General features: G+C 69.3%; 22 protein-coding genes. 9 read left to right on the top strand and 13 right to left on the bottom strand.

What is annotated here, in order from left to right; all coding sequences use genetic code 11:
• Window position 1 precedes the first annotated feature (1 nt).
• From VFZ09_RS02400 to sctV, 4 genes are read left to right on the top strand one after another with little or no spacing between them, the layout of a single operon-like run.
• Window positions 2–271, top strand: a complete 270-nt coding sequence (locus VFZ09_RS02400; RefSeq protein ID WP_329725810.1) for a flagellar biosynthetic protein FliQ — start codon at window positions 2–4, stop codon at window positions 269–271.
• The gene (locus tag VFZ09_RS02395; RefSeq protein WP_329725809.1) at window positions 268–1062 is read left to right on the top strand and encodes a flagellar biosynthetic protein FliR; all 795 of its coding nucleotides are present in this window, start codon (window positions 268–270) and stop codon (window positions 1060–1062) included. Before VFZ09_RS02400 ends, VFZ09_RS02395 begins: the two co-directional genes overlap by 4 nt.
• Window positions 1059–2105, top strand: coding sequence for an EscU/YscU/HrcU family type III secretion system export apparatus switch protein (locus VFZ09_RS02390; RefSeq protein WP_329725808.1), 1047 nt, complete (start codon window positions 1059–1061; stop codon window positions 2103–2105). The genes VFZ09_RS02395 and VFZ09_RS02390 overlap by 4 nt, the downstream gene beginning before the upstream one ends.
• The gene (gene sctV / locus VFZ09_RS02385) at window positions 2102–4189 is read left to right on the top strand and encodes a type III secretion system export apparatus subunit SctV (protein WP_329725807.1); all 2088 of its coding nucleotides are present in this window, start codon (window positions 2102–2104) and stop codon (window positions 4187–4189) included. Before VFZ09_RS02390 ends, sctV begins: the two co-directional genes overlap by 4 nt.
• A 7-nt stretch (window positions 4190–4196) precedes the next feature.
• On the opposite strand, the gene VFZ09_RS02380 is transcribed toward sctV, so the two are convergent.
• From VFZ09_RS02380 to ligA, 6 genes are all read right to left on the bottom strand, one after another.
• Window positions 4197–4535: an HU family DNA-binding protein gene (locus VFZ09_RS02380; protein WP_329725806.1), complete on the bottom strand. Its 339-nt coding sequence runs from the start codon at window positions 4533–4535 to the stop codon at window positions 4197–4199.
• Between the two features lie 124 nt (window positions 4536–4659).
• On the bottom strand, window positions 4660–6117 hold the full coding sequence (locus tag VFZ09_RS02375; protein ID WP_329725805.1) for a YhjD/YihY/BrkB family envelope integrity protein: 1458 nt from the start codon (window positions 6115–6117) through the stop codon (window positions 4660–4662).
• A 111-nt stretch (window positions 6118–6228) separates the two neighbouring features.
• Window positions 6229–8835 carry an Rne/Rng family ribonuclease gene (locus VFZ09_RS02370; protein ID WP_329725804.1) on the bottom strand — a complete coding sequence of 869 codons (2607 nt, stop codon included), beginning with the start codon at window positions 8833–8835 and terminating at the stop codon, window positions 6229–6231.
• A gap of 552 nt (window positions 8836–9387) precedes the next feature.
• Window positions 9388–9834 carry a DUF3052 family protein gene (locus VFZ09_RS02365; RefSeq protein ID WP_047859710.1) on the bottom strand — a complete coding sequence of 149 codons (447 nt, stop codon included), beginning with the start codon at window positions 9832–9834 and terminating at the stop codon, window positions 9388–9390.
• Window positions 9831–10115, bottom strand: a complete 285-nt coding sequence (locus VFZ09_RS02360) for an acylphosphatase (RefSeq protein ID WP_329725803.1) — start codon at window positions 10113–10115, stop codon at window positions 9831–9833. The genes VFZ09_RS02365 and VFZ09_RS02360 overlap by 4 nt, the downstream gene beginning before the upstream one ends.
• Window positions 10116–10128: 13 nt before the next feature.
• Window positions 10129–12156 carry an NAD-dependent DNA ligase LigA gene (gene ligA, locus VFZ09_RS02355; RefSeq protein ID WP_329725802.1) on the bottom strand — a complete coding sequence of 676 codons (2028 nt, stop codon included), beginning with the start codon at window positions 12154–12156 and terminating at the stop codon, window positions 10129–10131.
• A 276-nt stretch (window positions 12157–12432) separates the two neighbouring features.
• Between ligA and rho the strand changes: the two genes are divergently transcribed.
• Both rho and VFZ09_RS02345 read left to right on the top strand, forming a co-directional pair.
• Entirely contained in the window at window positions 12433–14058 is a 1626-nt protein-coding gene (gene rho / locus VFZ09_RS02350; RefSeq protein ID WP_329725801.1) for a transcription termination factor Rho, read from the top strand.
• A gap of 21 nt (window positions 14059–14079) precedes the next feature.
• Window positions 14080–14394: a hypothetical protein gene (locus VFZ09_RS02345; protein ID WP_329725800.1), complete on the top strand. Its 315-nt coding sequence runs from the start codon at window positions 14080–14082 to the stop codon at window positions 14392–14394.
• Between the two features lie 160 nt (window positions 14395–14554).
• Here VFZ09_RS02345 and VFZ09_RS02340 read toward each other — a convergent pair whose 3' ends face one another.
• The 3 genes from VFZ09_RS02340 to VFZ09_RS02330 are packed head-to-tail and all read right to left on the bottom strand — an operon-like array spanning window position 14555 to window position 17000.
• Window positions 14555–15745: an AI-2E family transporter gene (locus tag VFZ09_RS02340; RefSeq protein ID WP_329725799.1), complete on the bottom strand. Its 1191-nt coding sequence runs from the start codon at window positions 15743–15745 to the stop codon at window positions 14555–14557.
• 32 nt (window positions 15746–15777) lie between these two features.
• Window positions 15778–16236, bottom strand: a complete 459-nt coding sequence (locus VFZ09_RS02335) for a hypothetical protein (protein WP_329725798.1) — start codon at window positions 16234–16236, stop codon at window positions 15778–15780.
• A gap of 5 nt (window positions 16237–16241) precedes the next feature.
• Window positions 16242–17000, bottom strand: coding sequence for a glutamine amidotransferase (locus VFZ09_RS02330; protein WP_329725797.1), 759 nt, complete (start codon window positions 16998–17000; stop codon window positions 16242–16244).
• A gap of 120 nt (window positions 17001–17120) precedes the next feature.
• On the opposite strand from VFZ09_RS02330, the gene VFZ09_RS02325 reads away from it, so the two are divergent.
• The 3 genes from VFZ09_RS02325 to VFZ09_RS02315 are packed head-to-tail and all read left to right on the top strand — an operon-like array spanning window position 17121 to window position 21318.
• Window positions 17121–18611, top strand: coding sequence for an aldehyde dehydrogenase family protein (locus VFZ09_RS02325; protein WP_329725796.1), 1491 nt, complete (start codon window positions 17121–17123; stop codon window positions 18609–18611).
• 52 nt (window positions 18612–18663) lie between these two features.
• A complete protein-coding gene (locus VFZ09_RS02320; RefSeq protein WP_329725795.1) occupies window positions 18664–20124 on the top strand; it encodes a glutamine synthetase family protein in 1461 nt (486 codons plus the stop codon).
• A 9-nt stretch (window positions 20125–20133) separates the two neighbouring features.
• Window positions 20134–21318 (top strand): iron-containing alcohol dehydrogenase, encoded by a 1185-nt coding sequence (locus tag VFZ09_RS02315; protein WP_329725794.1) that lies wholly within the window; start codon window positions 20134–20136, stop codon window positions 21316–21318.
• Between the two features lie 131 nt (window positions 21319–21449).
• Here the strand turns inward: VFZ09_RS02315 and VFZ09_RS02310 are convergent, their stop codons facing one another.
• The 4 genes from VFZ09_RS02310 to VFZ09_RS02295 all read right to left on the bottom strand — a co-directional run bounded on the left by VFZ09_RS02310 (window position 21450) and on the right by VFZ09_RS02295 (window position 25509).
• Window positions 21450–22076 carry a hypothetical protein gene (locus tag VFZ09_RS02310; protein WP_329725793.1) on the bottom strand — a complete coding sequence of 209 codons (627 nt, stop codon included), beginning with the start codon at window positions 22074–22076 and terminating at the stop codon, window positions 21450–21452.
• Window positions 22077–22218: 142 nt separating this feature from the next.
• Window positions 22219–24051, bottom strand: coding sequence for an ArnT family glycosyltransferase (locus VFZ09_RS02305; RefSeq protein ID WP_329725792.1), 1833 nt, complete (start codon window positions 24049–24051; stop codon window positions 22219–22221).
• A complete protein-coding gene (locus VFZ09_RS02300; protein WP_329725791.1) occupies window positions 24048–25010 on the bottom strand; it encodes a hypothetical protein in 963 nt (320 codons plus the stop codon). The genes VFZ09_RS02305 and VFZ09_RS02300 overlap by 4 nt, the downstream gene beginning before the upstream one ends.
• Window positions 24997–25509 carry a hypothetical protein gene (locus VFZ09_RS02295; protein ID WP_329725790.1) on the bottom strand — a complete coding sequence of 171 codons (513 nt, stop codon included), beginning with the start codon at window positions 25507–25509 and terminating at the stop codon, window positions 24997–24999. Before VFZ09_RS02295 ends, VFZ09_RS02300 begins: the two co-directional genes overlap by 14 nt.
• Window positions 25510–25514: the final 5 nt, after the last annotated feature.

Raw genomic sequence — 25514 nt, 5'->3', positions numbered from 1 at the left:
CATGAGCCAGGACGTCCTGCTCTCACTGGGCCGCGAGGCGCTGCTGCTGATGGTGCTCGCTTCCCTCCCGCCCATTGGAGCCAGTCTGGTGGTGGGGTTTCTGATGAGTCTCTTCCAGGCCACGACGCAGCTGCAGGAGAGCACTCTCACGGTGGTGCCCAAGCTGTGCGCGGCGGTGCTGGCCCTGGTGGTGGCAGGGCCGTGGATCGCCGGACAGCTCACGCTCTTCGCGCATCAGGTCTTGAGGGTCATCGCGGAGGTCGGCGGGTGAACCTCGAGCTGCTTCGCGCACAATTGGCGCCGCTGGGCCCGAGCATGGTGGCGGTGGCCCTGTGCTCCGCCCGCCTGCTGCCGGTGGCCTTCCTCTGTCCCCTGTTGGGAGGGCAAGCGGCGCCGACGACGGTGAAGCTCGCCCTGGTGCTGAGCCTCGCGCTCTTCCTGCACCATGTCGCGGGCGTGTCCCTGCCGGAACCGGTGGAGACACCGCTGCAGCTGGCGGCTCTGGCGATGAAGGAGCTCACCTATGGCACGTCCGTGGGGTTGGTGGCGGCGCTGCCCTTCGATGCAGCGCGGATGGGCGGGCGCTTCATCGACCTGTTCCGTGGCACCTCGGCGGAGGCGAGCCTGCCCGTAGCCGGGACGCGCGAATCCGCCACGGGGGACGCGCTCTACCAGCTCCTCGTCGGACTGGTGGTGACGGGCGGGCTGATGCCCGTCGTGCTCTCCGGGCTGGTGCGTGGCTTTGGCTGGGTGAGGCTCGGTGCGTATGTGCCCACCGAGGCGGCGGTGATGCATGTGGTGGGGCTCGCTGGGGGGGCGATGGCCACGGGGCTCGCGGTGGGCGCGCCCATCGCCGCGGCGGTGATGGCGGTGGACTGTTTGTTGGGGATGGTGTCGCGCGCCGCGCCCCAGGTGAATCTCCAGGACCTCGGAGCACCGCTGCGCATCCTCGCGGGAGGTGCCTTGCTGTGGCTGGCGGTGGGCATCCTCTGTGAGCGGCTGCTCGCGGGCTTTCTCTCGGTGGACGGGGCGCTGTTCCGGCTCGGGGAGGTGGCGCGGTGAGCGAGAAGACGGAACAACCCTCGGCGAAGCGTCTGCGCGAGGCGCGCCGCAAGGGACAGATTCCGCGCAGCCGTCTGCTGTCCTCCAGCGTGGTGACACTCGGAGGGCTGCTCGGCCTCACCGCGTCGGCACCCGCGGGTTTCGCGAGGCTGAAGGAGTGGACGGCCCGGTTGATGCTGCACCAGGAGTCCACGGGTGCATTGACGGAAGCCGTGGGATTGATGGCGCTCCTGGTGGGGCCCGCGCTCGGTGGCGCACTGCTGGCGTCGCTCGCGGTGTCCGTGGCCACGGTGGGCTTCGAGCTGAACGCGGAGCACGCGATGCCCAAGCTCGAGCGCATCAACCCGGCGGAGGGCTTGAAGAAGCTCTTCAGCCTGAGACCGCTCATCGAGCTGGGCAAGGCGCTGCTCGTGGCCGCGGTGGTGGCGTGGCTCGTCTGGAGCGCGGCCGTGGAGGCCGGACCGGACGTGCTGCGCACGGCCTGGCTGGAGGGGACGTTGGGGTTGGAGCACATCCTGGGCCGGCTCGGGCCGCTCACCGTCCGGCTCGCGTGCGTGCTCGTGGTGCTGGGCGTGGGGGACTACGCGCTCGCACGCCGCAAACACGTGAAGGACCTGATGATGACGCGCGAGGAAGTGAAGCGGGAGCACAAGGAGAGCGAGGGCGACCCGCACCACAAGGGCCAGCGCAAGGCGTTGCACCGGCAATTGGCGGCGGGAGGTCCGGCACGTGGAGTGCAGAAGGCGAGTGTCGTGGTCGTCAACCCCACGCACATCGCGATCGCGCTCCGCTATGCCACGGAAGAGTGTGAGGCGCCCTACCTCGTCGCCAAGGGGCGGGAGGCGGACGCGCTCTCCCTGCGGCGTGAGGCCGAGCGGCTCGGAGTTCCGGTGGTCCGGGACGTGCCGCTGGCCCGCAGCCTCATCCACTACGACGTCGGGGAGGAGATCCCCGAGGAACTGTACCAGGCCGCCGCGGCGGTCCTCCGGGTAGCGCAGGAGTCGCAGGACGTGGACGACCATCCACGGAGGCAGACGTCATGAACCAACTGATGAAGATTCTCGTGAGGGCGCGCAAGTCCTCGGATGTGGTGCTCGCGGTGGCGATGGCCGCGGTGCTCGGTGCCCTCATCATCCCGCTGCCGCCCTGGCTGCTGGACCTGGGGCTGGCCATCAATCTGGCGGCGGCGGTGGCGCTGTTGGTGGCGGCGCTCTACGCCCGGGACGCGCTGAAGGTGACGTCCTTCCCGACGCTGCTGCTGTTCACCACGCTCTTCCGGCTCGCGCTCAACGTGTCGTCCACGCGGCTGGCGCTTGCGGAGGGGCATGCGGGCGAGGTCATCCAGGCGTTCGGCGAGTTCGTGGTGCGGGGGGACTACGTCGTGGGCGCGGTCATCTTCGCGATTCTCACGCTGGTACAGTTCCTGGTGGTGGCCAAGGGCGCCGAGCGCGTGGCCGAGGTCTCCGCGCGCTTCACCCTGGACGCGATGCCGGGCAAGCAGATGTCCATCGACGCGGACCTGCGCGCGGGGGCCATTGATCAGGCACAGGCGCGCCGCCGGCGCCGGAACCTGGAGCGCGAGTCGCAGATGTTCGGCGCCATGGATGGCGCGATGAAGTTCGTGAAGGGCGATGTCATCGCTGGCCTGGTCATCGTCGCGGTGAACCTCCTGGGTGGCATCTGCATCGGCGTCCTGCAGAACGGAATGTCGATGGCCGAAGCGGCCTCTACCTATGCGCTCATCGCCATCGGCGACGGGCTGGTGTCACAGATTCCCTCCCTGTGCATCGCGGTGGCGGCGGGCCTCGTCGTCACGCGCGTGGCCTCGGAGAAGGAGGACGACTCGCTCGGTGCGGAGATTGGCTCGCAGCTCTTCGGAGAGGCCCGGGCGCTCTGGGTGGTGGCGGGGCTCTGCGTGGCCCTCGCCGCGATGCCGGGGATGCCGCACCTGACGTTCTTCGGGCTGGCCGTGGTCCTGGGCGTGCTGGCGCATGCCGTCGCGCGGATGAAGGCCAGCGTGGCGGAGGAGGGCGCCGCCGTGGCTCGGGCCGAGGGCGGAGCCGAAGCTGGGGAAGCGGCTCAGGGCGGGCCGGGAGCGCCTCCCGAGAGCACGGTGGCCCCGGTGGGCGTGGCTCCGCTGACGGTGGACCTCGCGCCGGACCTCACCCCGCTGGCCCAGGAGAATGGGGGCGCGTTCGTGCACCAGGTGCTCAACCGGATACGGGACGAGCTCTTCTACGAGCTGGGCGTGCGCGTGCCGGGCATCCGGGTGCGGACCGAGGCCGCGTATCTGCCCGCGGGGAGCTACCGCATCCTGGTCGACGAGGTGCCCGCGGCGATGGGCCAGGTGGTGCCCGGAGCGCTCTATGCGTTGGCGCAGCCGGAGGAGCTGGCCTTCCTGGAGCTGAAGGCGGAGCCCGCGCTGGAGCCCTCCACCGGCAAGCCCATCAGCCGCGTGTCCGCGGAAGCGCGCGCACGCCTGGAGCTGGCGCAGGTGCCGCTTCGGAGCGCCGGGGAGCTCATCGCCGAGCACCTGCGGAGCATCATTCGCGCACGGTCGGCGGGGTTCCTCGGCATCCAGGAGGTGCAGGGGCTGTTGGATGGGCTCGAGGCCCAGGCCCCCACGTTGGTGAAGGAGGCGCTCCAGAAGGTCCCGCTGCCGCTGCTCACCGAGGTGTTGCGCAAGCTCGTGGAGGAGCAGGTGAGCATCCGGAACATGCGCGCCATCCTCGAGGCGCTGGTGGCTCCCACGACCGAGGGTGATGCCACGGCCCTGGCCGAGCGCTGCCGTCAGGCACTGTCCCGCTACCTCAGCCACAAGTTCGCCCCGTCCGGGCCGCTCTTCGCCTACCTGGTGGATCCGGAGATCGAGGAGACGCTGCGCTCCGGTGGGCCCCGCGGGCCAGCGCCCTCGCCCGAGCGGGTGGCGGAGATTCTCGAGGGGGTGAAGCACATCGCCTCAGGTGGGCAGACGGTGCTGCTCACGGCTCCCGACGTCCGGCGCACCCTGCGCAAGCTGTGCGAGGGCGCCTTTCCGGACGTCGCGGTGCTCACCTATGGCGAGCTGGACATGAACCTGCAGATTCGCCCACTGGGGCGGCTGTCGCCCGTGGCCCTGGGGCGGTGAGCGGAGGTTAGTAGGTGCCGCTGCCGCTCTTGGGGTCGAACGAGATGTCCGACTGCGGCGTCTGGGGGGCCGGCCGGTTGACCCGGTCGCGCAGCTCCTTGCCCGTGCGGAACAACAGGCCCCGCTTGGGCTTCACCGGGATGATCTGCCCCGTCTTCGGATTGCGGCCCTGATAGCCCTGGTAGTTCTTCACATGGAAGGCGCCCAGCCCGCGGATCTCGATGTTCTCCCCGCGGCAGAGCGCCTCCTTCATGGACTCGAAGATCGTCTCGACTGTGGCCTCGGCCTGTTTCTGCGTCATCCCCTTCTTGCCGACGAGGACGTTGATCAGATCGGACTTCAGCATCGCACGCTCCCGCAAACCGCGTAACCCCTCGGAAACAGGGCGCTTGGCCCGTGGTCGAATTCCGAAACGATAACAGAACCGGTGGGGCGCGCAAGGCGCGAGGTCCGCCAACCTCCTAGAAACGTTACGGATTTCCGCTTCCGGCCGTCGTCTCGCTCGGAGACGGTGCCAGGGACGGGGTCGCCGCCGTGGCCGCCTGCTGGGCTTCAGCGAGCCCCGGGCGCACCAGGATGGCGAGGTCCACCCACCGCGTCCGACGCAGCACGTCGAGTCCCGCCCGGTCCGACTCCCGGAAGAAGGCGTTCAGGACCTCGAAACCGGCGGCGCGTGGGGTGGTGTGGGTTCCCGGCTCGACAGGGTTGTAGACACCGTGGACGGCGAGCGTCAGGTCGGCCAGGGTCAGCTCGGCCGGAGCACGGGCTGGCAGGAGGCCTCCATTGCGGTGGCGCTCGAGCAGACCCGCCTCCTCCAGGTGGTCCACCACCTCGTCGACGAGCGCCTCGGCGACCCGGAGGCGCAGGGCCAGGTCGCGGGGGAGCGGGGGCGTTCCTCCGTCGAACCAGACGAGCGTGGCCTCCTGGGCCACCCGGGCCGCCACCAGCTCCCGGGCGCGCGGGTGGGCCCCGAAGGCCCACAGCGAGTCCCGGAACGTGGCGTGCTCCACCGCGTAGGAGAGGCGGGCGCCGATGAGGAAGAGGAGCCAGTCCACGTACAGCCACGCGAGGAACATGGGCAGGGCGCCCAGCGAGGCGTAGAGCGGGTTGTGGCGGAAGCTGTACGCGGCGACGCCCGTGTACACATGCCGCGCCACGCTCCAGGCCGCCCCCGCCACCAGCCCTCCCGAGAGCGCCGAGCGCAGGCGCAGGTGGGTGTTGGGCGTCACGTAGTAGAGCAGGGTGAGCCCACCCGCCGCGACGAGCGGAGACAGGGCGCCGAACAGCAGCTCGAAGAGGTCCACGACGAGCGGCGCGTGGGTGCCCTCCAGGAAGGAGCGGACCACGCCCGTCCCCGTGAGCGAGATGGCCAGCATCAGCGGCCCCAGCAACAGCAGCCCCGCGTAGATGAGCCCGCGCACCACCCACGAGCGGTGGTTCTTCACGCCCCAGATTTCGTTCAGCGAGACGTCGATGTTGTGCAGCAGCGAGCCCGCCGAGAAGAGCAGTCCGAGGAAGCCCGCGCTTCCAATCGCCGTCGTGTGTCCCGGCTCCAGGAAGCCCTCGAGGAAGGCCGCCGACTCCTCGCGCACGCCCGGAGCCATCACCGCGAAGATGAACTCGCGCAGGCGATGCTGGACCGCCTGTTGGTGGTAGGCGCCCAGCAGGGCCACCACCACCGTCAGCAGCGGCACCAGGGAGAAGACGCTGATGTAGGTGAGCGCCGCGGCCCGCAGGCGGATGTTCTCGCCCTGGAAGCCTCGGGCGAGGCCGCGCACCGCCACGAACGTGTCCGTGGCGAAGCGGCCCATGCGCGTTCGCTCCAGCGGAGCCCAGGTGCGCCGGGCCCACTGCAGCGCGTTGGTGCGCAGTCGCTTGAGGAAGAGAGGGGTGAAGGGCCGCATCCGGGGGAGGCGAAGGCTAGCCAATGCCAGGGCGGCTCGGCCAGGGGGAGGGGGCTCGGGGCCCACGGTGGTGCTCCACGGTGGGCCCGGCACCCTCACCCCGTCCCTCTCCCGAGGGGAGAGGGGAGGTTGGGCTCAGGTGTTGCCGCCGGACTCGTTGCCGCCATTGCCGCTCGGCGGCTTCGGAGGCGTGCCACCCGCGTTCGGCTGCTCGCCTGCCTGTCCCTGCTGCTGGCCACGTCCTTCACGCTGCTCGGGTCGGCGCTGCTGCTCGCCCCGGTTGCGGTCCCGGTCCCGGTCGCGGCCACCACCGCCCCGGTCTCCCCGGTCACGGTCGCGGTCACGGCCACCACCACTCCGCTCCCCGCGCTCTCCACGGTCGCCACGCTCGCCCCGCTCGTTGCGGTCACGGCCACCACCACCACCACCCCGGTCACCGCGCTCGCCGCGCTCACCCCGGTCACGGCCACCACCCCGGTCACGATCGCGGTCACGGCCACCCTCGCGCAGGCTCCGCTCGCCACCGCCGCTCTCGGGCCGCCGCTGCATGGACAGCTCGCCGTCACCCGAGCCCGGCGACGAGGCCACCTTGTGGTCCCCGCCCTGCGCGCTGCGGCCGTAGATGTCGTACTGCTCGCGGTGGTAGTTCTGCTGCGCCTTCACCTGGATGGACTTGTTGTAGCGGTCCATCAGGTGCCGCAGCTCCTGCCGCTCCTCGCCCTGGAGCAGCCGCGCCACCTCGGCGTTGCAGTTGATGACCAGCGTCGGGTCCTTGTAGCCCGGCGCCTCGCGGCGGATCTCCCCGAAGATCTCGTAGGCCACCGTGGTCGCCGTCTTCACGAAGCCCTTGCCGTCGCAGTACGGGCAATCCTCGTGCAGCACGCGGCCGATGGACTCGCGCACGCGCTTGCGCGTCATCTCCACCAGGCCCAGCTCGGAGATGCGCAGCACGTTCGTCTTGGCCTTGTCCCGGCCCAGCGCCTCCTGCAGCGACTTGAAGACCTTGTCCCGGTTCTGCGGCTTCTCCATGTCGATGAAGTCGCAGATGATGATGCCGCCGATGTTGCGCAGCCGCAGCTGGTAGACGATCTCCTTGGCCGCCTCGACGTTGATCTTGGTGATCGTCTCCTCGAGGCTCTTCTTGCCGACGTAGCGGCCCGAGTTGACGTCGATGGCGGTGAGCGCCTCGGCCTGGTCGATGATCAGGTAGCCGCCGCTCTTGAGCCACACCTTGCGCTGGGTGGCGCGCTGCAGCTCGTGTTCAATCCCGTACGCGTCGAAGATGGGCTCGTCCGACTCGTGGAGCACCACCCGGTCCTTGAGCGCCGGGTCCTGCGCGTTCACGAAGCCGAGGATGCGCTCGTACTCCTCGCGGTCATCGACCACCAGCTTCTCCACATCGTGGGCGAAGAGGTCGCGCGTGGCGCGCAGGATGAGGTCCAGGTCGGGGTGCAGCAGGCCGGGGCCACCGCGCTTCTCGTTGCGGCGCACCACCTGGTTCCACACCTCGATGAGGAAGCGGATGTCGGTCTCGAGCTTCTCCTGCGGCACGTTCTCGGCCACCGTGCGCACGATGAAGCCCGTCCCGGGCGGACGCAGCCGGTCGACAATCTCCCGCAGGCGCTTGCGCTCCTTCTCGTTGGAGATGCGGCGGCTGATGCCCACGTGGTCCACCGTGGGCATGAACACCAGGTGGCGGCCCGGGATGGAGATGTGCGAGGTGAGGCGCGCGCCCTTGGTGCCGATGGGATCCTTGGAGATCTGGACCACGACCTCCTGGCCCACCTTCAGCAGCTCCTCGATCTTGGCCGTCTTGCGAGGCTTGGACTTCTCCTCCTCGCGCTTGCGCTGCTGCTCCTCGCGCTGCTTGCGGGCCTTGTCCTTCTCGCGCTCGCGGTCCTTCTGCTCGCGGCGGGCCTCACGGGCCTCGCGAGCGGCCTCGCGGTTCTCACGCGGAGCCCGGCGCTCACCGGCGGCCGTCTCGGGACGCTGCGCGGGGGCCTCGGCCGGGGCGGCGGGGGCCACGGCGGCCTGCTCACCGGGGACGGTGGACGGCTCGGGAGCCAGCGCCAGGGCCACGGAGCCCTCGGTGGCGGGCATCGCCGCGACGGCCTCCGCGGCCGGAGCCACCTGGGCCTCCACGCTCACGGGCGAGGACTCCACCGGCGCCATCGAGGCCTGCGAGACGTTCACCGGCTCGGCGGGGGCGGCCACGGCCACGGGCTCGGCGGCGGCCACCGGCTCGGATGGAGCCGCCGCGGCCACCGGCTCGGCGGGAGCGGCCACGGGGGCGGGCTCCTCGGCGCGGTGCTCCTCGGCGTGGTGCTCGGGCTCCTCGACGGCGGGGGGCGCCTCGCCACCGGGAGCGGCGTGCTCGTGCACCTCGGCGTCCACCTCGGCGCCCGACTCATCATGGGCGGCCTCGGCGGCCATGGCCTCGGACTCCTCGGGCACTTCCGGGGCGTCGTCGTGCTCGCCCTCGGTCAGCTCGAACTGGGCGCGCGCGAAGTCCGGGTCGTAGACGACGTCGCTGACGTACAGGAACGCGGCCTTCTCCAGGCCGATATCCACGAAGGCCGCCTGCATGCCCGGGAGCACCCGGACGACGCGGCCCTTGTAGATGTTTCCGACGATTCCCTTGTCCTTCTTACGCTCGAGGTAGAACTCCGCGATGTGCCCGGTCTCGACGAGGGCCACACGGGTCTCCCGGCCCGCCGCGTTGATGACGAGGATGCTGCTCATTGATGAATCCTGGGCGCGCGCGCGGATGCGTGAGCTCCGGCGGACGGGAGGCGACGGCGTCTCCCGCTTCCGAGCGCGCTGCGAGGGGAGAGGCGGCCCCAGGCCCTCGGCGCGCGCGGACGCTGGACGGCCCCTGTGCGGGGGCTCCTCCGGCTGTCTCCGAGCGGGTGAGGGTTGAGGGGACCAGGGCCTGCTCCTCCGAGTTCATGTTGGCCCCGCGGCTACCGGCACCCTGCCGGGCGGGGACTCACTTCCAATCGAGCGTTCCGGAGTCCCCTGGCACGCCTACCGCCCGTCCTCTTCCTTCCACACCCGGTCGGTGCCCATCCGCGGGCGCCTTGGGGGGGCGATAGAGACCCGGTGCAGCGGCGCCCCCTGGTGTCCTGGGAACGCACCCGTCTCAAAAATCAAAAATCCACTTGGACCCCGAACGCCCCACCCCTGGTGGAACGTCCCAAGGCCCGAAAACGCCAAAAGGTTTTCACGCCTGATACGACCTGTAAAGGCGAGACATGGAAAATGTCCGCCTTCCAGCAGCTCGCCCGGCCGCCCCTAGGCCTGGGCGGTGGGCGCCTTCTTCCGGTTCTCCGGCTTGTCCAGCCTTCCCCGGGGGCGGCGCACCAGGCGCAGGCCCGTCCAGGTGCTGTCGATGATGCAGATCTTGTTGTCCACCATGCCGATGTCCAACGCGGCCTGGCGGATGAAGTCCTCGGAGAGGGACGTTTTAATCCCCTCGCCGCTGGGCCAGCACACCCAGATGCCCCCGGTGAGCGCCATGGCGCGCGAGAGGGCCGGCAGGCGCTGGACGAGCTCGTGCGCGTCCTGGGTGAAGAAGAGGATGACGTCCAGGCCCGTCTGGGCGGTGATGAGGAACTCCACCCCCTCGGGCAGCGGGTTGAGCCGCTGGACGAACCCCCGCGGGGGGTTGATGACGGAAACCTTGCTGCCGGACTTGATACCCAGCATGGCCGGCAGAGAAGCCAGCGCATAGGGAGTCATGAGCTACGCTCCACGGTGAAGGTGCTGAACTCCCCACGCGCCTCGGAATCGGCGCGCTCCACATCCGTCACCCGGGCCTGCGTGGGGCCACGATGGCACCAGGTGACGAACGACTCGATGACCTCCGGTGCTCCCTCCACGATGGCCTCCACGGACCCGTCGGAGAGGTTGCGTACCCATCCCGTCAGGCCGAGACGCAACGCCTCGGTGCGGGCGCTCTCCCTGTAGAACACCCCTTGCACCTTGCCTCGAATCCGGAGGCTTGCTCGCCGCCTGTCCATGGTGCCCGCCCTTCTACCCTCTGGCGTCGGACTGCAAAAGCTGGAGGAACGCCTGCTCGTCCAGGATTCTTACCCCGAGTTCCTGGGCCTTCTTCAGCTTGCTACCGGCGTCCTCGCCCGCCACCACCATGTCAGTCTTGCGCGAGACACTTCCCGACACCTTGCCCCCCCGGCGTTCGATTTCCTCCTTGGCCTGGTCGCGGCTCATCCCGCTCATGCCGCCGGTGAGGACCACCGTCTTGCCGGCGAAGACGCCGCCCTTGACCACCCGGGGCGCGGCCGGCGTGACGCCCGCGGCCAGCAGGGCCTCGATGGCCTCGCGGTTCCGCGGCTCGCGGAAGAAGGAGTGGATGACCTGGGCCATGGTGGGGCCCACGTCCTTGACGCGGGTGATGTCCTCCAGGCTGGCGTCGAAGAGCTGGCGCACGTCCGGGAAGGCCTCGGCGAGCGTCTTGGCGGTGGCCTCGCCCACGTGGCGGATGCCGAGCGCGTAGAGGAAGCGCGGCTGCGTCGTCTGCTTGGAGCGCTCGATGTTGGACAGCAGGTTGTCCGCGCTCTTCTCGCCCATGCGCTCCAGCTCGAGCAGCCGGCCCCTGGTGAGGTGGTAGAGGTCCGCGAAGCTCTTCACCAGCCCCGTCTCCACCAGCTGCGCGGCCAGCTTCTCGCCCAGGCCGTCCACGTCCATGGCCGTGCGCGAGGCGAAGTGGCGCACCTTCTCCACCAGCTGCGCGGGGCAGGTGGCGCCCGTGCAGCGGATGATGGTGCCCTCGTCATCCCGGACGGCCGCCGCGTGGCAGACGGGGCACTCGGTGGGGAAGACGAAGGGCTGGGCGCCCTCGGGCCGCTTGGACTCCACCACCTTCACGATTTCGGGGATGACGTCCCCGGCGCGGCGGATGAAGACGGTGTCGCCCTTGCGCACGTCCTTGCGGCGCAGCTCGTCCTCGTTGTGCAGGGTGGCGCGGCTCACGGTGACGCCGCCCACCTTCACCGGCTTGAGGTGCGCCACCGGCGTGAGCGCGCCCGTGCGGCCCACGTACACCTGGATGTCCTCCACCAGGGTCGCCTCCTCCTCGGGCGGGAACTTGTAGGCCACCGCCCAGCGCGGGCTCTTCGAAATCTGTCCCAGCCGCTGGCGCAGGTCCTCCTCGTCCACCTTCACCACCATGCCGTCCACCTCGAAGGGCAGGGCATGGCGGCCGTCGACGGAGGCGCGGTACTGCTCGCGCACCCCGTCCACCCCCGGCACGCGCACGTACCGGTTCACCGGCAGCCCGAGCGACTTGAGGTACTCAAGCTTCTCCGCGTGCGAGCGGAAGGCCGGCACGCCCTCGCCGGGCACGCACTCGTACAGGTAGACGGAGAGCGGGCGCGAGGCGGTGATGCGCGGGTCCAACTGGCGCAGGCTGCCGGCGGCGGCGTTGCGCGGGTTGGCGAAGAGCGGCTCGCCCTCCTGCTCGCGCGCGTCGTTGAGCTTCTTGAAGTCCTTCTTGGAGATGAAGACCTCGCCGCGCACCTCGAGCGAGCCGGGCACCTTCACCCCGTCCTGGGGCAGCAGCTCCATGGGCAGGCCGCGGATGGTGCGCAGGTTGGCGCTCACGTCCTCGCCCTCGGTGCCGTCACCGCGCGTGGCGCCCCGGACGAAGCGGCCCTGCTCGTAGAGCAGGGTGATGGCCAGGCCATCGAGCTTGGGCTCGCAGACGTAGGCGACCTGCGAAAGGCCCGTCTGACGGCGGATCCGCTCGTCGAAATCGGAAAGCTCTTCGTCGCCGAAGACGTTGGCCAACGAGAGCATCGGAGCGCGGTGGACCACCTTCTCGAACTTCTCGGCGGGCGCTCCGCCCACCCGCTGGGTCGGCGAGTCCACCGTGATGAGGTCCGGGTGCCGGGCCTCCAGCTCCTGCAGCTCGCGGATGAGCCGGTCGTATTCCGCGTCGCTGATCTCCGGCGAGTCCAGCACGTAGTAGCGGTGGTTGTGGTGGGCGAGCTCGCGGCGGAGTTGCTCGATTCGGGCGGCGTCGGCGGTCTTCGAGGAGTTCAAGGATGAAGGCTCGGCGGCTGGACTGAAAAAATTCGGGGCGTCGGCTGCCTGACTGGGCAGGAAGCGAGGATGCCTTGACAGCTCCGGAGGTGGTCAATAACCTCTTGCAGCGGCTCATGAGGGTTGTTGTCCCACCTCCAAGCCCCATCTCTTCCCAGCGCAAGGTTCCACCACTCGCGAGGTCCCGGCAAGAAGGGAGCCCGAGTGCCGCTCTGAGGGTGTTTCGCCTACCGCGTACCCCAGGGCGCCCCAGCCAAGCAGCAATCCCCCCACATCATGGCCAAAGCCCGTTCCCCCAAAGAGAAGCTCCTGGTTCCCGTCGAAGTCGAGGACAAGCCCAAGCGTCGCACGACGCGGGCGAAGACCGCGGACCGGGACGACACCGACAAGCCGGCGCGCCGCCGGGCGACGAGCCGTCGGGAGGAGGACACCGACACCGAGACCGAGTCCGAGTCTCCCGCCGTGGCCGAGACGCCGCGCCCGGTGCTGACGCCGATGCCCTCCCACCCCCTCAGAGACGAGGAGTACCAGGAGGTCCGCGCCCACGCCGTGCACGACGAGGAGCCCGCCGCGCAGCCCGCGGCTCCCGAGCCGGCCGAGACGCCCGTGGTCACCGAGGTGACGCGCGACGGCGCTCCCATGCAGGTCATCAAGCTCAATGACCTGAAGCGGATGAAGATCACCGACCTGGCGAAGATGGCCCACGACTTCGGTGTCGAGGGCTACCAGGGCCTGAAGAAGCAGGATCTCATCTTCTCGCTGCTGTCGGGCATCGCGGACAAGAAGTTCGAGGTGCACGCCGAGGGCGTGATGGAGCTGCTCAGCGACGGCTTCGGCTTCCTGCGCAGCGCGGACAGCGACTACCAGCCGAGCCCGGACGACATCTACGTGTCGCCGTCGCAGGTGCGCCGCTTCAACCTGCGGCCGGGCGACACGGTGACGGGCCCCATCCGCCAGCCGCGCGAGGGCGAGCGCTTCTTCGCGCTGCAGAAGGTGGACCGGGTCAACTTCACGGATCCGCTGTCCGAGGCGGCCCGCGAGCGCATCCTCTTCGACAACCTCACGCCGCTCTATCCGACCCGCAAGCTCAAGCTGGAGCACGAGGGCTCGGAGATGACCACGCGCATCATCGACATGTTCTGCCCCATCGGCCTGGGCCAGCGCTGCCTGATTGTCGCGCCCCCGAAGGCCGGTAAGACGGTGCTGCTGCAGAACATCGCGCACGCCATCTCGAAGAACCACCCGGACGTGTACCTGATTGTTCTCCTGGTGGACGAGCGCCCCGAGGAAGTGACGGACATGGAGCGCAACGTGCGCGGCGAGGTGGTGAGCTCCACCTTCGACGAGCCGGCCACGCGTCACGTGCAGGTGGCGGAGATGGTCATCGACAAGGCCAAGCGCCTGGTCGAGCAGAAGTACGACGTGTGCATCCTCCTGGACTCCATCACCCGTCTGGCGCGCGCCTACAACACGGTGGTGCCGGCCTCGGGCAAGATTCTCTCCGGCGGTGTGGACGCCAACGCGCTGCACAAGCCCAAGCGCTTCTTCGGCGCCGCGCGCAACATCGAGGAGGGCGGCAGCCTCACCATCATCGGCACCGCGCTCATCGACACCGGCAGCCGCATGGACGAGGTCATCTTCGAGGAGTTCAAGGGCACCGGTAACTCGGAAATCGTCCTGGACCGCAAGCTGATGGAGAAGCGCATCTTCCCGACGCTGGACATCAACAAGTCCGGTACGCGCAAGGAAGAGCTGCTGCTGCCCGCCGCGGACCTCATCCGGATCACGGCGCTCCGTCAGGTGCTGCACCCGTTCACGCCGATCGACGCGATGGAGTTCGTGCTCAAGCACATGCGTTCGACCGCGTCGAACACGGAGTTCCTTGGCTCGATGAACCGGTAGTCCCCGGGAGGGAGTCGCTCGATGCGCCGCACCCGTTCTGTGTCTCTGTCCGCCCTCGTGCTGGGGGCGGTGCTCGGATTGGCCACCGGGTGCGAGCCGATCGACCCGGACTCCGGCGGCAACCCCGCGCCGTTGTCCAATCGCATCTGCTACCAGGACTCGGATTGCACGGGGAACGCCTGCTGTGGGCTGGGCACCAACCCCACCCACGTGCAGGACGGGCCCGACTGCAGCAACGTGCGGTGCACCAACAACTGCCCGGCGGATGGGCTCGACTGCGGGCGCTGCTACGTCTTCTGCCGGAACTCGCGCTGCGAGGCCGCCTGCCAGGGTTGAGCCCGCCGCAACACTTCCCGTCACCAGCGGAACCCGGGTTCCCCACTCCTCCCTCGCCCTCCGGGAGAGGGTCGGGGTGAGGGTACATGGGTCCGTTCTCCAACCCGTGAGCCAGAGGGGGTGAACGGGTTGGAACCCGCGTCGGGAGAGGGGATATTGGCTACTTCGGCGGCTCCAGGTGCACGGGCACCTCGCCCAGCCGGGGCTGGGCCTTGAGACGGGCGTAGTCGAAGCAGGCCACCACGATGGAGGCCACGGGCACCGCGAACAGCGCCCCCACCAGCCCGAACATCTTCTCTCCGGCAATCAGGCTGAAGGCCACGATGACCGGGTGGATGCGCGCCGCCGAGCCCATGATCTTCGGGTTGAGGAAGTACGCCTCCAGCGCGTGGATGCCGATGATCCACAGCAGGATGGCGAACCCCTTCTGGAACCCATCCGCCAGCGCGATCAGCACGATGGGCACCGAGCTCAGGATCGTCCCGAAGATGGGGATGAGGCTGAACACCGTGGCCACCGTGGCCAGCAGGAACGCGAACTTCACCCCGAACAGCACCAGGCCAATCCCCGTCAGCACGCCGTTGACCATGCAGATGGTCACCTGCCCACGCACCACGCCGGACAGCGAGCGATCAATCCGCTCGAGCAGCAGGTTCGCGTCGCTCGCGTACTCCACCGGCACCAGCGTGGTGAAGTAGCGCACGATGGCCTGCGCATCGATGGAGAAGAACGCCGCCACCATCAGCATGAAGAACATCATGAACACGCCGGCCACCACCGACGTGATGATGTTGCGCGACACCGTGACGATGTCCCCCAGGTGCTCGCGCCCCAGGGCCGACAGGCTCATGGCCGTGTCCTGGATCGTCTTCTCCAGGTTCACCGACAGGCCCGTGGTGGGCACGCCGCTGCGGATGTCCTCGGGCGTGGCGATGGCCACCGGAATCCCATTGGCGCGCAGCCAGTCCTCGGCGCGGTCGGCCAGCAGGTGGATGCGCTCGGGCGTGAGCGAGTTGAGGAAGGCCACCCCATCCCGGCTGATGCGCGCCAGCTCCCGGTAGAGCTGCGGCACCATCGTGATGAAGAACAGATACGCCACCAGGAAGAACAGGGCGTAGATGAGCAGGATGGCCACCCAGCGGGGGATGTTCCGCCCGCGCACCTGCATGTGGCTGATGCGCGTCACCAGCGGGTGCACCAGGTACGCAATCAGCGCGGCGCTCGCGAAGGGCAGCAGCACCGAGTGGAACAGCACCAGCACCGCCACGACGGTCAGCCACAACCCCGCCAGGATGTAGAGGCGCTTGCGGCGTTGCTCCGCCGGGAGATTCAACTCGTGAGGCTGCAGCATGGGCGGGCTTATCGCAGAGGGGAGGGCGGGTCTCAAGAGAAGGGCGTCTGAACCAACCTCAGGCGAGCTTCCAGGCGGTCGAGGCACTGCAACATCAGCCGCCGGTTGACGCGCCCCTCCGTGGCCTCGCCCAGGCCCAGCATGTGGTCCACCATCCACCGGTTGAGAAACAGCAGCACCAGCCGGTCCGTGGGCGCCAGCCCCCGCTCCAGGTAGCGCTTGTTGCGCATGTAGTCGTCGTACGCCTCCAACTCCCGGGCCAGCTCCCAGCGCGACAGCCGGAGCGCCTCGTCGTAGACGGCCCGGACGGGGCGCGGGGGCGGCTCGGTGAAGAGCGGCGCGAACTGGCCTCCCACATCCAGATCGATCTCCTGGACGGGCGGCGGCCATTGCTGGAGGTCCTTGGCGAGCAGCTTCGCCACCTCCTCCAGCATGTGGTCCATGAGGGGGACGGGCTTCGACTCGAAGAGGTAGTCCCAGCGCGAGGCCATACCGTCTACCTACCCCAGCCCCGCCCTGAGGTGAACCGCTCCACGAAATTGCTCAGGATTCGCTGCCCGGCCGGCGTGGGAGCGAGCCCCGCCAGCAGCCGGTTCACCCGCTCCCCGGGCGCATGGCCCCGGCTCGTTGCTTCGACCTCCAACTTCTCCGCGCGGGCGAGAATCAGTGCCCGCATGGCCGCCGGGTGGACCTCCGGGTGGAACTGCACACCCCGGATGAGCGGCCCGAAGGCCAGGGCCTGCACGGCCGTGTTCGCGTTGCCCGCCAGCACCGTCGCCCCCTGGGGTGGGTGCTCGACGATGTCCTCGTGGGTGGCCTGGACGGTGATGCGCTCGGGCAGGCCGTGGAAGAGCGGGTCCTCGCGGCCCGCCTCGCTCAGGGCCACCTCCACGGTGCCAATCTCCCGCCCGTGGGTGTTGCGCACCACACGCGCCCCGTGGGCGTACGCGAGCAACTGGTGCCCGAAGCACACCCCGAGCACCGGGATGCCGTGGGCCGCCGCGTCCACCATGAACGCCGCCGAGCGCTCCATCCACGGCTCCGGCTGCGTCACCGACGCCGGTGAGCCCGTCATCATCACCGCGTCGTAGCCCTCCGCGCTGTCCGGCAACCGGGCGCCCCGGTGTACGTGGAGGATGTCGAACCGGCAGCCTCCGCGCCCCAGCGACTCGACGAACCAGTGCTCGTAATCACCGACGCTCAGCTTCACGGCGTGGGCCGCGTCACCAGCTTTCAAAAGAAGAACGTTCTTCATCTCGCCTCTCGGTGGGCCGGGTTGCCGCCTCGGATGGCGGTCCCTAGCTTCGGCTGCCGCTTCCTGTTGTTGACGCCCGCACGTGCCACCGGTGCGCGCCCGGGCTCCCGAGGAATCTTCATGACCGACGCTCGCTCGCTCTCTCCCCAGCTTCCGGCGCTCAAGCTGCTCATCGATGGCCAGCATGTGGACCCCGTGGAGGGAGGAACCCTTCCCGTGGTGAACCCCGCCACGGGTGAGAAGATCTGCGACGTGCCCTCCGCCACGGCGGCGGATGTGGACAAGGCGGTGAAGGCCGCTCGGCGGGCCTTCGAGTCCGGCCCCTGGGGGCGGATGAACGCCAGCGAGCGCGGCCGCATCATCCGCCGCTTCTCCGAGCTGCTGTGGCAGAACCGCGAGTCGCTCGCGCTGCTCGAGTCCCTGGAGAACGGCAAGACGCTGCGCGAGGCCATGCGCGGCGACGTGGGGCCGGGCGCCGCGACGCTGTCCTACTTCGCCGACTGGGCCAACAAGATCCGCGGCGAGGTGCTGCCGGTGGACGGGCCCTTCCTCACCTACTGTCTGAAGGAGCCGGTGGGCGTGGTGGGCGCCATCGTGCCGTGGAACTACCCCACCTGTCTGGCGTGCTGGAAGCTCGGCCCCGCGCTGGCGGCCGGGTGCACGGTGGTGCTCAAGCCCTCCGAAATCACTCCGCTCACGGCGATGCGGCTGGGGCAGCTCGCCCTGGAGGCGGGGATTCCTCCCGGCGTGCTCAACGTGGTGACGGGCTACGGCGACCCCACCGGCGAGGCCATGGCCCGCCACCCGGACATCGACAAGATCTCCTTCACCGGCTCGGGCCGCACGGCGCGGCGGCTGCTGCAGGCCTCGGCGGCGAGCAACCTCAAGAAGCTGACGCTGGAGCTGGGCGGCAAGAGCCCGCAGATCATCCTGCCGGACGCGGACTTCGAGAAGGCCGTGGAGGCGTGCTTCTGGGGCATCTTCAGCAACAAGGGGGAGATCTGCAACGCGGGCAGCCGCGTGCTGGTGCACGAGCAGGCCTATGACGCCTTCGTGTCCCGGCTGGCCGAGCGCGCGAGCAGGATGAAGGTGGGCAACCCGCTCGACGAGAGCACCGAGATGGGCGCGCAGGTGAGCGCGAAGCAGCTGGAGACCATCCTCGGCTACATCGAGAGCGGCAAGCAGCAGGGCGCGAAGGTACTGGCCGGCGGCTCGCGCGACACCGAGGGCGCCAAGGCCCGGGGCAACTTCGTGAAGCCCACGATCTTCGGCGACGTGCAGCCGCACATGCGGATTGCGCAGGAGGAGATCTTCGGCCCGGTGCTCGCCTGCCTGCGCTTCAAGGATGAGGCCCAGGCGCTGGAGATCGCCAACGGCACACAATACGGCCTGGCGGCCTCCATCTGGACGAGGGACGTGGCCAAGGCGCACGCCATGGCGCGCCGGGTGAAGAGCGGCGTGGTGTGGATCAATTGCTACAACGAGTTCGACGATGCCGCGCCCTTCGGTGGCTACAAGGAGTCCGGTTGGGGCCGGGACCTGTCGCATCACGCCCTGGAGGGTTACCTCCAGACGAAGGCGGTGTGGACGAAGCTGCCTTCGGAGATTTGAGGAAAGGCCGGGCGCGGTCATGGGCGTCGGGCGAAGGAGAGGGAAGAGGCCAATGGCGAACCGTTCCAAGGCGAAGGTCATCACCCTGCCGCAGCCAGCGGGCAGGCGCGCGCGCTCCAAGGACAAGGATCGCGGCAATGTCAGGCCCCTGCGCGAGCCGTCCGACATCGACGTGCTGCACAAGTGGCTCGAGGACAACGGCGTCCGCCAGGTGAAGATCGGCGGAGTGGACGTGGACGGCGTCTGGCGCGGCAAGTACGTGTCCGTGGAGAAGTTCCTCTCCGCGTGCAAGGGCGGGCTCGGCTTCTGTGACGTGGTGTTCGGCTGGGACATCACCGACGAGCTGCTCGACAACACGCGCGTGACGGGCTGGCACACGGGCTACCCGGACGGGCAGGCCCGGGTGGACATGTCCACCGGCCGCATCATCCCCTGGGAGCCGGACACCGCCGCCTTCCTCCTCGACTTCGTCAACCCGGACGGCTCGCCCTTCGAGCCCAGTCCGCGTCAGCTCCTGCAGAAGATCAGCGCGCGCGCCCGGGAGATGGGCTTCCAGCCGAAGTTCGGCGCCGAGTACGAGTTCTTCATCTTCAAGGAGACGCCACAGTCGCTGAAGGAGAAGGGCTACGAGCATCTGACGCCGCTGACGCCGGGCATGTTCGGCTACTCGTGGCTGCGCACCTCGATGAACGCGCCGCTGGTGCACGCCATCATGGACGGGTGCCGGGACTTCGGGCTGGAGCTGGAGGGCTTCCACACGGAGACGGGCCCGGGCGTCTTCGAGGCCGCCATCCGTTACGACGACCTGGAGAAGGCCGCGGACAAGGCGGCGCTCTTCAAGACGGTGGTGAAGGAGATCTGCTCGCGCCACGGGCTCACCGCCTGCTTCATGGCGAAGGTGAACGAGAAGCTGCCGGGGTGCTCGGGCCACATCCACCAGTCGCTGTGGTCGCTGAAGACGCACGAGAACACCTTCCACGACCCCGATGCCCGCGACGGCATGAGCACGACGATGCGGCACTACATCGGCGGCCTGCTGGAGCTGATGCCCGAGTTCACCGCGCTCTACTGGCCCACGGTGAACACGTACAAGCGCAGCGTGGAGAACACGTGGGCGCCCGTGTCGGCCACCTGGGGCAAGGAGAACCGCACCACCGCGGTGCGCGTCATCGGCGACAGCCCCAAGTCCATGCGCATCGAGTACCGCCAGACGGCCGCGGACATGAACGCGTACATCGGCATGGCGGCGAGCCTCGCGGCGGGCCTGTGGGGCATCGAGAACGAGGTGGAGCCCCCCGAGCCGTGCGCGGGCAACGGGTACTCGGCCGAGGCGCCGGTGCTGCCGCGCTCGCTCCGCGAGGCCGTGACGCTCCTGAAGGAATCGAAGCGGGCCCGGCAGATCCTCGGCGAGGAGTTCGTGGACCACTACGTGCGCACGCGTGACTGGGAAGCGCGGCGGTACGAGCGCGCCGTCACGAACTGGGAGCTCGAGCGCTACATGGAGCTGATCTAGGAGATATCGATGAAACCGTTCGACATGCCGAGCGAGCCGCGCATCACCGAGCTGTCCTGGCCCACGAAGATCGTCCTCGGGGCCGGAGCCCTGCAGCGGCTTCCCGCACAGGTGGCGCGGCTGAACATGAAGCGCCCCCTGGTGGTGACCGACGCGGGCGTGGTGAAGGCCGGACTGGCTCAGCGCCTGTACGGTGTCCTCACGGAGGCCGGGGTCGGCTTCGCCACCTTCGAGGAGGTGAAGCCCGACCCCACCGAGCGGGATGCCTTCGCGGGCCTGGAGGCCTACCGGGCCAACAAGTGCGACGGCATCATCGCGATTGGCGGTGGCAGTCCGCTGGACGCGGCGAAGCTGGTGCAGGTGCTCACCACGCACGAGCCGCCCTTGTCGCGTTATGACGACGCCACGGGCGGGGACCAGTACGTGCGCGACAACATGCCGCCGCTGATCGCCATCCCGACCACCGCGGGCACGGGCTCGGAGGTGAGCCGCTCGGGCGTGGCGACGCTCTCGGACACCGGGCGCAAGACGGTCATCTTCAGCCCGTTCCTCATGCCCAAGGCGGCCATCTGCGATCCCGAGCTGACGCTCGGCCTGCCTCCCGGGCCCACCGCGGCCACGGGCATGGATGCCTTCACCCACTGCCTGGAGGCCTACCTGTCCAACGGCTTCCACCCGCTCGCGGACGCGGTGGCCATCGACGGCATCTCCCGCGTGGCCCGCTCGCTGCCCAGGGCGTTCGAGGACGGGCGTGATCTCACAGCCCGCACCGACATGATGGTGGCCGCCATGGAGGGCGCCATGGCCTTCCAGAAGGGGCTCGGGGCCTGCCACGCGCTGGCGCATGCCCTCACGCCCATCTCCGGCGTGCACCATGGCCTGGCCAACGCCATCGTCCTGCCCGTGGTGATGGAGTTCAACCGCCCCGTCAGCACCGCGCGCCTGGCTCGCGTGGCGCTCGCCATGGGGGATACCTCGAATGCTCGGGAAGAGGTGCTCGCGGGCAATGCCATCGAGCGCGTGCGCAAGTTGAACGCCGTGATTGGCATTCCCTCGCGCTTGCGTGACGCGGGCGTGAAGGAGCAGGACCTGGTCCGCATCTCCGAGAAGGCCTTCGTGGATGCCTCGCACCGCGCCAACCCGCGCCCGTGCACCCAGCAGGACCTGCTCGCGATGCTCCGCGAGTCGTTCTAGTCAGGCTCCGGGCCCTCTCCTTGTCACAGCGGGGAGGACGGGCCCGGATACCCTCACCCCGTCCCTCTCCCGAAGGGAGAGGGGATGTTGGGGCGAGTGGGGCGATTGGAACTGCTGAGGGGTGGACGGCGTTACTTCACGGCGTCCGTGGCCGTCGCCGTGCCGCTGCCTCCACCATTCGGCGGCGGCGTCATCTTCGGCGGTGCCACGTCCTGCCCCGGATCCTCCACATCGGCCTCCTCGGTCTGGCTGCCTTCGGCGGCTCCCTCGATGTCCGTGGTGCCCACCACCGCTCCCGTCACCGGCTCGCCTCCCGGCTTCGGCGTGAACTCCAGCATCTCCACCGACACCGAGCCCGGCAGCCGGAAGTCCATCGCCGTCAACCGCGGCTTGTCCCTCAGGTCATACAGCTGCTGCGCCACCGAACCCGCCTGGATGCGCTGGTCCGAGAAGAGGATGTACGCCTTGACCTTTCCCTCCTCCACCGGCACCCGGAAGCTCGAGTTGTAGATGCGCTTGCCGGCCTCGCATTTGATGGACCGGTTCTCCCGCGTCATCGTCAGCTGCCGGATGATGCCCTTCTCCGACACCGTGAAGAGCATGCAGTAGGGGTACTGCCCCGGCGCCGGGACGATCTCCATCGTGGAGCCGCTCACCGCCTTGAGCTCCGCGCGTCTGGCCACCGCCGGCTTCTGCTCCTGCGTACAGCCCACCGCGCCCAGTGCCACCACCGCTACGGCCTTCATCCACCGAGTCATGTGCCCCTCCAGAAGACATCCACCATGGTCGTGACCCGAGCCTAACCCGGAACTCATGCGTCCTGCCCCGGGGGGCTACCCGCCGTCTCGCCTTGAACAGTCAGTGAAATCGCCACCGCGCGCCTACGCGCCGCGTCATCGCTCAACGGCGCTGGTAGACGACGATTTGCGGCGTCTCGTCCAGGTACAGACCCGTACTCGGCGTCCGAGTCCCGTAGGCCTGCCAGACGTTGAACTCGTGCTCACGGAACTCCTGGTGGTACTGGTACGCCGCCACGTCCGAGTCGAAGGGCCCACCCGGCCGCAGGTCGCTCCGCAGCATCCCGTTGTTCTGGTAGTCGCGGAACGACAGGCCGTGCACCTCGTGCAGGAAGACGCGCCCGTTGCGCGGTGCGTGCTCGTTGATCCACGGCAGCACCGCCGTCACGTTGCTCGACCAGAACTGGCGCTGCATCCCCAGCGACGCCGCGCCCGGCAGGCCTCCCGCCAGCTCCGAGTAGAAGCTCGTCCCGTATGGGAACACGCGCACCAGCCCGAGCAGCGCCGGCAGCATCAGCAGCGCGAAGACGGGCGCCGCCACCGCCGCCAGGGAGAGCCTCGGCCAGCGCACGCGCAGCCGCTCCACCCACGCCTCGCAGCCCCGCGTCACCGCCACGCCCGCCAGAATCCCCAGGAAGGGCATGGACGGCAGCCAGTGCTTCACCCCTCCGAAGTGCGGCACCCGCGGGTGGCTGATGATGAGGAGGGACGCCACCGCGTTGAGGCCAATGAGGCACTCGGCTATCGAGGGCACGCGCACCAGGGACTTCGTGCGCTCGAAGCGGCTCAGCACCGCGCGGCCGGCGAGCGCCAGCCATCCCGTCACCATCGGCACGAAGAGGCTGGTGGGCACGGTGAGCGCCGTCTTCACCACCACGTACTCGAGCGGGAAGGGCGGCTCGCGCAGCAGCTTCCCCAGGTAGAACCAGGTGTAGTGGTTGTGGGTGGCGTGGAAGTTCAGGTACCAGGCCGTCCGGTCCACCGGCGCGTGCCACAGGTAGGGCCAGTGCAGGTAGAAGATAATGGGCCCGAACACCGCCATGGTGGCCAGCGGCAGCAGGGCGAGCGCCGAGGGCGGGTGCACCTCGTTCTGCAGGTGCAGCATCCCCAGGGCGCCCACCGCCAGCACCGCGAAGAGCAGCGTGTGCGGGCTGAGCAGGAAGAACTTCCGCTGGAAGTCCTCGAGCCCGAGGCTCACCACCAGCAGCCCATACAGCACCGCCACCGCGACGAAGAGCCCCAGCACGCGCCACAACCAGACACGCGCCTCCGGCTTGTCCACGGTGGTGGTCCACGCGCGCCACAGCGCGAAGGGCGCGAGGATGAAGGGCAGGAAGAGCGCGTTGTGCTTGGTGCACAGCGCCAGGCCGAAGAAGACGCCGCACAGCACGCCCCAGTTCCGGTCCTCCAGTGCGCGCCAGAAGGCGTACACCACCAGCAGCCACATGGCCGCGATGGGCATGTCGAAGCAGGCCAGCTCCGCGTTGAAGTACTGGCGCGGGACGAGCAGGAAGGAGAGGGCGGCGAACAGTCCCGCGGTGCGGCCATACACCGCGCTGCCCAGCAGGAAGGTGAGGGCGGGCACCAGCGCCGACAGCGCGAAGGCCGGGAGCCGGAAGGCCGCCGCCGGGCGCAGCCACCCGAGCGTCTCGTGGAAGAGCAGGTGCGAGAGCCCGAACAGCTCCTTCATCAGCGCCGGGTGCTCGTGGTTGTAGTCCCACGCGCGCACGATGGCCGCGTCCGTGAGCGCCCGCGCGGGCTCGTGGAAGAGCTGTTGGAACCAGCGGGCATAGCCCTCGCCCGCGTAGAAGTAGACGCTCTCGTCGCGCGTGAAGCCCACCGCCGACTCGGTGACCCACAGCGCCACGAAGCCCAGCACCCACAGCCCCAGCGCCAGCCAGCGCTCGTCCCGCGTCGCGGCCCGGCCCGCCGTCATGTGCCCTCCCTGGAAACCACCGCCCCGTCTCCGAGCGCGAACACGTCCAGGCACACCTGCCGCCGCTCCGGATTCTGCGCCCGCACCCACACCTTCACCGTGCGGGGCTCGCCCGGCGGCAGCGCGCGCCATGCCTTCTGCAGGCCCTCCAGGCCCGGCGGTTGCGCAATCTCCAGCAACGGCTCGCGGGTGGCCGCGTCCTCCACGCCGTAATACGCGGTGCTCAGCTGCGCGTCGTGGTTCGAGGCGAACTCGGAGATGAGGCCGCCCTCCAGCCGCAGCTCCGTGCCCGCGGGCACTCCGGCGAACTCGGCCACCAGCCGCTGTGTCCCGCCCGGCGCGTGCATCCACAGGCAGCGGCGCGGCTCGAAGTGGATTTCATGCCACTCGGGCGCCACGTACAGGTGCGGCGGCCCGGGGCAACGGTGCACCCGTCCGTCGAAGGGGCAGTCGGTCCTCGTCCCGTCCTGGGCCTCCAGGTAGACGTGGGCCTTCGCGTACGCCTCCGACGCCACGAAGCGCCGGGGCCGGTAGCGGCCGTTCTCGTACAGCGTCAGCTCCAGGTTTCCCGCGCGACGCGGTGCTCCCACGGCGGTGCGCCCGGGCAGGAATGCGGCCCGGAAGTCCGCTTCCCCGGCCCGAGGCAGCTCCGGCTGGCCCAGCACCCAGATGCGCGGGTGCGCGCTCAGGTCGTCCTTGTCCGAGCCGAGGTACCCGTACACCGGCAGCTCCGGCGGCATGTAGAGCCGGGCGCGCTCGGTCCACCACGGGAAGAGCAGCACCGCGTCGCCGGGACGGGCCTCGGCACGCAGCCAGCCCTCCACCTCGCGGTAGTCCGCCTCGGAGACGAGGCGGCCGGGCAGGCGGAGCTGGAAGACGAGGCAGACGAGCGCGACGAGCAGCAACCCCCCCAGCTCCACCAGGGGAAGGGCGCGCGGGAGGGACCTAGGACTTCGCAAGGCGGAGCTTCTGCTCGCTCTTGTCGCGGCAGAAGGTGCAGAAGGTGGGCTCACCCGCGGAGAACGAAGGCGTCCAGGGTGGATACATGGAGCAGCGCGGATCCAGGCAGTGGTGCAGGCCCCACAGGTGGCCAATCTGCTGCAGCGCGTTGCGGGCCACGGGCTTGAAGGACGTCTCGAGGTCCTTGTACCCGTGGGTGCTGATGATGGCCCGGCTCTTGTTGTACCAGGCGAAGCCCGGGGTGGGCCCCTTGCCTCCGGCCAGCTCGCGCTCCTTCAGCTTGCGCGAGGTGATGAAGAGGACCTTGTCGTCCTCATAGGCCCGGATGCCCTTCATCTCCGTGAGCAGCTTCTCGGCATCCAGCGGGTCGGACATGCCCGCGGGCACCTCCTTCTGGCCGGAGTGCTCGCTGCCCACGCCAAACGCCGTATAGAGCGTCTGGCAGAGCTTCGCGATCTGCTTTTCGTCGAAGGAGTCCAGCGTCACGACGCGAATCACGGGGC

The organism is Archangium sp. (genome assembly GCF_036277355.1).
Classification (GTDB): domain Bacteria; phylum Myxococcota; class Myxococcia; order Myxococcales; family Myxococcaceae; genus Archangium.
The sequence above is the reverse complement of the archived record's forward strand: the minus strand, read 5'-3'. Positions and strand labels throughout refer to the sequence as shown.

What these genes read in the sequence shown, in the direction of transcription:
- VFZ09_RS02370 (WP_329725804.1), bottom strand. Translation starts at nt 8,835, where the DNA reads ATGAGCAGCATCCTCGTCATCAACGCGGCGGGCCGGGAGACCCGTGTG.
- VFZ09_RS02380 (WP_329725806.1), bottom strand. Translation starts at nt 4,535, where the DNA reads ATGCTGAAGTCCGATCTGATCAACGTCCTCGTCGGCAAGAAGGGGATG.
- VFZ09_RS02340 (WP_329725799.1), bottom strand. Translation starts at nt 15,745, where the DNA reads ATGCTGCAGCCTCACGAGTTGAATCTCCCGGCGGAGCAACGCCGCAAG.
- VFZ09_RS02315 (WP_329725794.1), top strand. Translation starts at nt 20,134, where the DNA reads ATGAAACCGTTCGACATGCCGAGCGAGCCGCGCATCACCGAGCTGTCC.
- sctV (WP_329725807.1), top strand. Translation starts at nt 2,102, where the DNA reads ATGAACCAACTGATGAAGATTCTCGTGAGGGCGCGCAAGTCCTCGGAT.
- VFZ09_RS02365 (WP_047859710.1), bottom strand. Translation starts at nt 9,834, where the DNA reads ATGACTCCCTATGCGCTGGCTTCTCTGCCGGCCATGCTGGGTATCAAG.
- rho (WP_329725801.1), top strand. Translation starts at nt 12,433, where the DNA reads ATGGCCAAAGCCCGTTCCCCCAAAGAGAAGCTCCTGGTTCCCGTCGAA.
- VFZ09_RS02400 (WP_329725810.1), top strand. Translation starts at nt 2, where the DNA reads ATGAGCCAGGACGTCCTGCTCTCACTGGGCCGCGAGGCGCTGCTGCTG.
- VFZ09_RS02335 (WP_329725798.1), bottom strand. Translation starts at nt 16,236, where the DNA reads ATGGCCTCGCGCTGGGACTACCTCTTCGAGTCGAAGCCCGTCCCCCTC.
- VFZ09_RS02345 (WP_329725800.1), top strand. Translation starts at nt 14,080, where the DNA reads ATGCGCCGCACCCGTTCTGTGTCTCTGTCCGCCCTCGTGCTGGGGGCG.
- VFZ09_RS02320 (WP_329725795.1), top strand. Translation starts at nt 18,664, where the DNA reads ATGGCGAACCGTTCCAAGGCGAAGGTCATCACCCTGCCGCAGCCAGCG.
- VFZ09_RS02310 (WP_329725793.1), bottom strand. Translation starts at nt 22,076, where the DNA reads ATGACTCGGTGGATGAAGGCCGTAGCGGTGGTGGCACTGGGCGCGGTG.
- VFZ09_RS02330 (WP_329725797.1), bottom strand. Translation starts at nt 17,000, where the DNA reads ATGAAGAACGTTCTTCTTTTGAAAGCTGGTGACGCGGCCCACGCCGTG.
- VFZ09_RS02325 (WP_329725796.1), top strand. Translation starts at nt 17,121, where the DNA reads ATGACCGACGCTCGCTCGCTCTCTCCCCAGCTTCCGGCGCTCAAGCTG.
- VFZ09_RS02360 (WP_329725803.1), bottom strand. Translation starts at nt 10,115, where the DNA reads ATGGACAGGCGGCGAGCAAGCCTCCGGATTCGAGGCAAGGTGCAAGGG.
- VFZ09_RS02305 (WP_329725792.1), bottom strand. Translation starts at nt 24,051, where the DNA reads ATGACGGCGGGCCGGGCCGCGACGCGGGACGAGCGCTGGCTGGCGCTG.